This is a genomic window from Candidatus Ancaeobacter aquaticus, from assembly GCA_030765405.1.
GTDB classification, from domain to species: Bacteria; Auribacterota; Ancaeobacteria; order Ancaeobacterales; family Ancaeobacteraceae; genus Ancaeobacter; species Ancaeobacter aquaticus.
This window is the reverse complement of record JAVCCP010000068.1, coordinates 1-5247: the sequence shown is the minus strand read 5'-3', so window position 1 is coordinate 5247 and position 5247 is coordinate 1. Positions and strand designations below refer to the sequence as shown.

3 protein-coding genes are annotated in these 5247 nt (G+C 39.3%); all 3 read left to right on the top strand.

Annotated elements, in window-relative coordinates:
- Positions 1-207 (top strand): hypothetical protein (locus P9M13_09305; protein MDP8263477.1); only part of this gene is annotated, 207 nt, incomplete at its 5' end.
- On the top strand, positions 171-599 hold the full coding sequence (locus tag P9M13_09300) for a transcriptional repressor (GenBank protein MDP8263476.1): 429 nt from the start codon (positions 171-173) through the stop codon (positions 597-599). The genes P9M13_09305 and P9M13_09300, both read left to right, overlap by 37 nt.
- Positions 600-1163: 564 nt before the next feature.
- Positions 1164-4748 carry a pyruvate:ferredoxin (flavodoxin) oxidoreductase gene (gene nifJ / locus P9M13_09295; protein MDP8263475.1) on the top strand — a complete coding sequence of 1195 codons (3585 nt, stop codon included), beginning with the start codon at positions 1164-1166 and terminating at the stop codon, positions 4746-4748.
- The last annotated feature ends 499 nt before the right edge of the window (positions 4749-5247 follow it).

The window sequence follows — 5247 nt, the reverse complement described above, 5'->3', positions numbered from 1 at the left end:
GTAAAAGTGCCGAAGGCACCTTCGATGCTTTTATTGTTTAGGCTCAAGGTTAATGATGTTGATAGCAGGAAAGTAAAAGTGCCGAAGGCACCTTCGATGCTTTTATTGTTTAGGCTCAAGGTTAGTGATGTTGATAGCAGGAAAGTAAAAGTGCCGAAGGCACCGAAGCCATGGAAAAAGAGTTCGAAATATTTAATGAATACATAGCTAAAAAGGGTTTGCGGAGAACACCGCAAAGAGAACTTATCCTGAAGACATTTTTGGGTATTGAAGAACATATATCAATAGAAGAGTTACATACATCAGTTAAAGAGAAGGATAAAGCGATAGGGTACACCACGGTATATAGAACAATGAAAATGCTCAGAGAATGCGGTTTATGCGAAGAAATAGATTTTGGTGAAGGAATAATGCGCTACGAACATAAGTATGGACACGAACACCACGATCATCTGATATGTGTTCGATGTGGCGATTGCATTGAAGTGACCAACCCAACAATAGAAATAATACAAGAAAATATGGCTAGTGAGCATAATTTTATCCCTGCAAGACATGTATTAGAGATATTTGGTACATGCGAGAAGTGTCAAAAGTAAAAAATTTTACTTATATGATGAAAACCATTTTCAAGAAGGAATGAGCAGCTAAGAAACAGATGAAAAACAAGTAAAAAGTGGTCAATTTTTTTTAACAATGTATTGAAAATCAATTTCAATACAAAGAAAGGTGGTATGGAATGTTGTATCAGAACAATATTCTGGGTGTTTTATGTGCAGTAATCGTCATTTCTGGCTCAATTAATGTGTTTAATGACGATTAGAGAATATATGTGTGAACTTGTGAATATCTAACAATATCATATGTGTTTAAGAAAATGTTTGTTTGTGTAGGCGCTGCTACATTTGGTTTTAATGGTAATGCTGCTGCTGATGTATTCAAACCTGTCTCGTCGTAGGATTTATTTTCGGGGCTGTGGTCTGCTCTTTTGATGTAAAGTTTGCGATAAATCTATCTTTACCTACCAAAAATATGCAAAAAACCCATATTTTTCCTCTTGATTTTTCTATATAATAGGTATATGCTCAGAATTCTCCTTATTCGGGGTTGATAAATAATATATCATACAATAACAATATATAGATCTATACGGAGGCTTATCTATGAAACGTAAAATGGTTCCACATGACGGAAATAGCGCGGTAGCGCATGTCGCTCACGCGACAAATGAAGTAATTGCAATATATCCTATTACACCTTCATCACCTATGGGTGAGATATCTGATTTAAAATCAGCTAAAAATGTACCAAATATCTGGGGTACAATACCTAAAGTTGTTGAAATGCAATCTGAAGGTGGTGCTTCCGGGGCTGTGCATGGTGCTCTTACCGCTGGTGCGCTCACAACGACGTTTACTGCTTCACAAGGATTACTCCTTATGCTGCCAAACATGTATAAAATAGCCGGTGAATTATTACCTACTGTTTTCCATATTGCTGCACGATCAATTGCGTGTCAGGCATTATCCATATTTGGTGATCATTCAGATGTTATGGCGTGTCGTCAGACAGGATTTGCTATGTTGTTTGCAACAAATGTTCAGGAAACAATGGATTTTGCTCTTATTTCACAGGTTGCAACACTTGAGTCCCGTATACCGTTTTTACATATTTTTGAAGGGTTTAGAATCTCTCATGAAATACAGAAAATTGAAGAATTGACCATGGACGATATTAAATCTATGATTGATCAGAAAATGGTTGATGCACATCATAAATCAGGTCTCTCTCCTGATCATCCGGCGATCAGAGGTACTTCACAGAATCCTGACGTTTATTTTCAGGGTCGGGAAAGCGTAAACAAATATCATGATGCGTGCCCAGAATTTGTGCAAAAAGCATTTGATAAATTTGCTCTCCTCACAGGAAGAGAATATCGTCTTTTTGATTATGTCGGTGATCCTGAAGCTGAGCGGATCATAATTATGATGGGTTCTGGTGCAGAAGTTGCACACGAAACCGTTGATTACCTCAATCAAAAAGGTGAAAAAGTAGGTGTCTTAAAAGTGCGTCTTTTCCGACCTTTTGATCTGAATGCTTTTGTTAATTCATTACCTAAAACAGCTACTAAGATCGCTGTCTTAGACAGAACAAAAGAGCCTGGCAGTATCGGTGAGCCGCTTTACGAAGATATTCGTACAGCTATTGGTGAAGCAATGACACTCGGGATGATTAAATCAGATTCATATCCGATTATTGTTGGTGGTCGTTTTGGTCTTGGTTCAGCTGAGTTTACCCCTACTATGGTTAAATCAATATTCGAGGATTTATCTTTAGATGATCCAAAGAATCATTTTACTGTTGGGATAGATGATGATGTAACCTCAACGAGTCTTGAAGTTGACAATGCATTTTCGATTGAAAGTGATGATGTGTATCGCGCAATGTTTTATGGTCTTGGTTCAGACGGTACTGTCGGAGCAAACAAAAATACCATTAAGATTATTGCTGAAAAAACAAATAACTATACGCAAGGATACTTTGAATACGATTCAAAAAAAGCTGGTGCGGTAACAGTATCTCATCTTCGTTTCGGGAAACATCCTATTCGTAGTCCGTACCTCATAACAAACGCTAATTTCCTTGCTTGTCACAACACATCATTTTTAGAGAAATTTGATATGCTTCATAACCTTGTAGATGGCGGTATTTTTCTTCTTACCTCACATCATAGCAAAGACGAAATATGGGATTGTTTGCCAAACAGAGTGAAAAAGCAAATCGTTGCAAAGAAAATAAAGTTTTATGCAATTGATGCTATTAAAATCGCTGAAGAAGTTGGTCTTGGTGCACGTATCAACACGATCATGCAGGTAGCGTTCTTCAAAATATCAAAGGTTATTGATGATGCAGTTGCGATTGAAGCAGTAAAAGATGCGATCAAAAAAACTTACGGTAATAAAGGTGAAGATATCGTTAATATGAACGTAGCCGCTGTTGATCGATCGCTTACAGAAATACATGAAATTGCTGTGCCGGATACTTGCGATTGTACAGTAGAGGAAGTCGAAGTTGTACCTAGTGATGCCCCAGATTTTGTTAAAGGTGTTACTGCAAAGATAATTAAACGGCAGGGATCATTAGTAAAAGTATCTGAAATGCCTGCAGACGGTACCTGGCCGACAGCTACAACACAGTATGAAAAACGTAATATAGCGGTAAATATACCACTGTGGAATACTGAGACATGTATCCAATGTGGTAGATGTTCTTTAGTGTGTCCTCACGCAGCGATAAGAATGAAAGTCTATGATCCGAAACAGCTCGATAAAGCACCAGACACATTTAAATCAACTACTCCCAAAGCAAAAGAATTTGTGGGGATGAAGTATACGCTACAAGTTGCACCGGAAGATTGTACTGGATGCGGTACCTGTGTATTCTTCTGTCCGGCAAAAGCAAAAGAAGCAATTAAGATGACTGAGCAGGCACCACTCAGAGATCAAGAGAGGGATAACTTCGCGTTCTTTATGGATATTCCTGATATCGATCCTAAGAAGCTTGATATAGCAACTGTAAGAGGTAGCCAGTTCTTAAAGCCACTCTTTGAGTTCTCTGGCGCATGCGCGGGATGCGGTGAAACAGCATATGTAAAACTTCTGACACAGCTTTTTGGTGATAAAGCGCTCATCGGTAATGCAACAGGATGTACATCAATTTATGGTGGTAACTTACCGACAACACCGTATTGTACGCGCCAAGACGGTTATGGCCCGACATGGTCAAACTCACTTTTTGAAGATAATGCTGAGTTTGCTTTTGGTATGAGACTTACCGTAGATAAGTTTAATGAATATGCACGTGAACTTGCACAGAAGATTATTGATAGTAAAGAAGAATGTGCAGGGGATCTTAAGTCGGTGTTGAAGGAAATACTTGCAGCACCACAGAAAACATATGTAGAGATCGAAGATCAACGAGTACTAGTTAAAAAAGCAAAAGATCTGCTTTCAGCATGTAAGTGTGGTGTATGTCCGGAACTTTTAAAAATAGCAGATTATTTGGTTAAAAAATCTGTATGGGCACTCGGTGGTGATGGATGGGCATATGATATCGGTTACGGTGGTCTTGATCACGTATTAGCATCAGGTGAGAATATCAATGTGCTTGTTCTTGATACAGAAGTATATTCAAACACCGGTGGACAGTCATCAAAAGCGACACCGAAAGGTGCTGTAGCACAGTTTGCAGCGAGCGGTAAACCAACAGCGAAAAAAGATCTCGCATTAATGGCGATGAGTTACGGCTATGTATATGTTGCAAAGATTGCTATGGGTGCAGATCCTAACCAGGTAGTAAAAGCATTCATTGAAGCTGAACAGTATGATGGCCCTTCACTGATCATTGCTTATTCAACATGTATTGCTCATGGTATAAATATGGAGCATGGATTAGATGAGCAGAAAAAAGCGGTAGCATGCGGTCATTTCCCAATTATGCGGTTTAACCCAGAGCTCTCTGTTGAAGGAAAGAATCCGCTTACTATTGATAGTAAGAAGCCGACAATAGAGTTCAGTGAATATGCTGGTGGGGAAAATAGGTTTAGAGTATTAAAGAAGACCCATCCTGAAGCATTTGAAAAGTATCTTAAAGAAGAACAGGTTGATGTTACCAGAAGATACGCAATGTACAAACAGCTTTCAGAGTTAAATTGTAATGCTGAAGAGCCGACAGAAGAAAAGAAATAACAGTTGCCATATACGGCAAAATATATATACTAATAAAACTAACTTGAGAATACATTCCTCGGTAGCTCAATGGTGGAGCGAACGGCTGTGAGAAAATTGCAGCTTTCCCGTGAAAGCGGGATTGAAAAATTGGGTGAATTCAGGGAAGCCTAAATGTTGAAAAGCAAATGGTAATCCTGAGCCAAGCCCCGATAATCTCGGGGAAGGTGCAGAGACTAGACCGCGAGGTCGTACTGCCTCGATACAGTGGGGTGGGAAGCGCCCGATACCTGACCCTGAAATTGATCAGGAAGGTAATGAGATAGTCCGGGCCTTATGGAAACATGAGGAAAAAACCGTAACCGTTAGGCTGTTGGTTCGAATCCAACCCGAGGAGCCAGTATGGGGTCTAGGCCAAACATTTCCCTTTGGTTTAGACCCTAAGTTGTCTACCAGTATGGGGGCATCTATCCTATCGTAGTAATTAATACTAATGTAATCCTTACCGTATGTGATGTCC

What these genes read in the sequence shown, in the direction of transcription:
- P9M13_09300 (MDP8263476.1), top strand. Translation starts at nt 171, where the DNA reads ATGGAAAAAGAGTTCGAAATATTTAATGAATACATAGCTAAAAAGGGT.
- nifJ (MDP8263475.1), top strand. Translation starts at nt 1,164, where the DNA reads ATGAAACGTAAAATGGTTCCACATGACGGAAATAGCGCGGTAGCGCAT.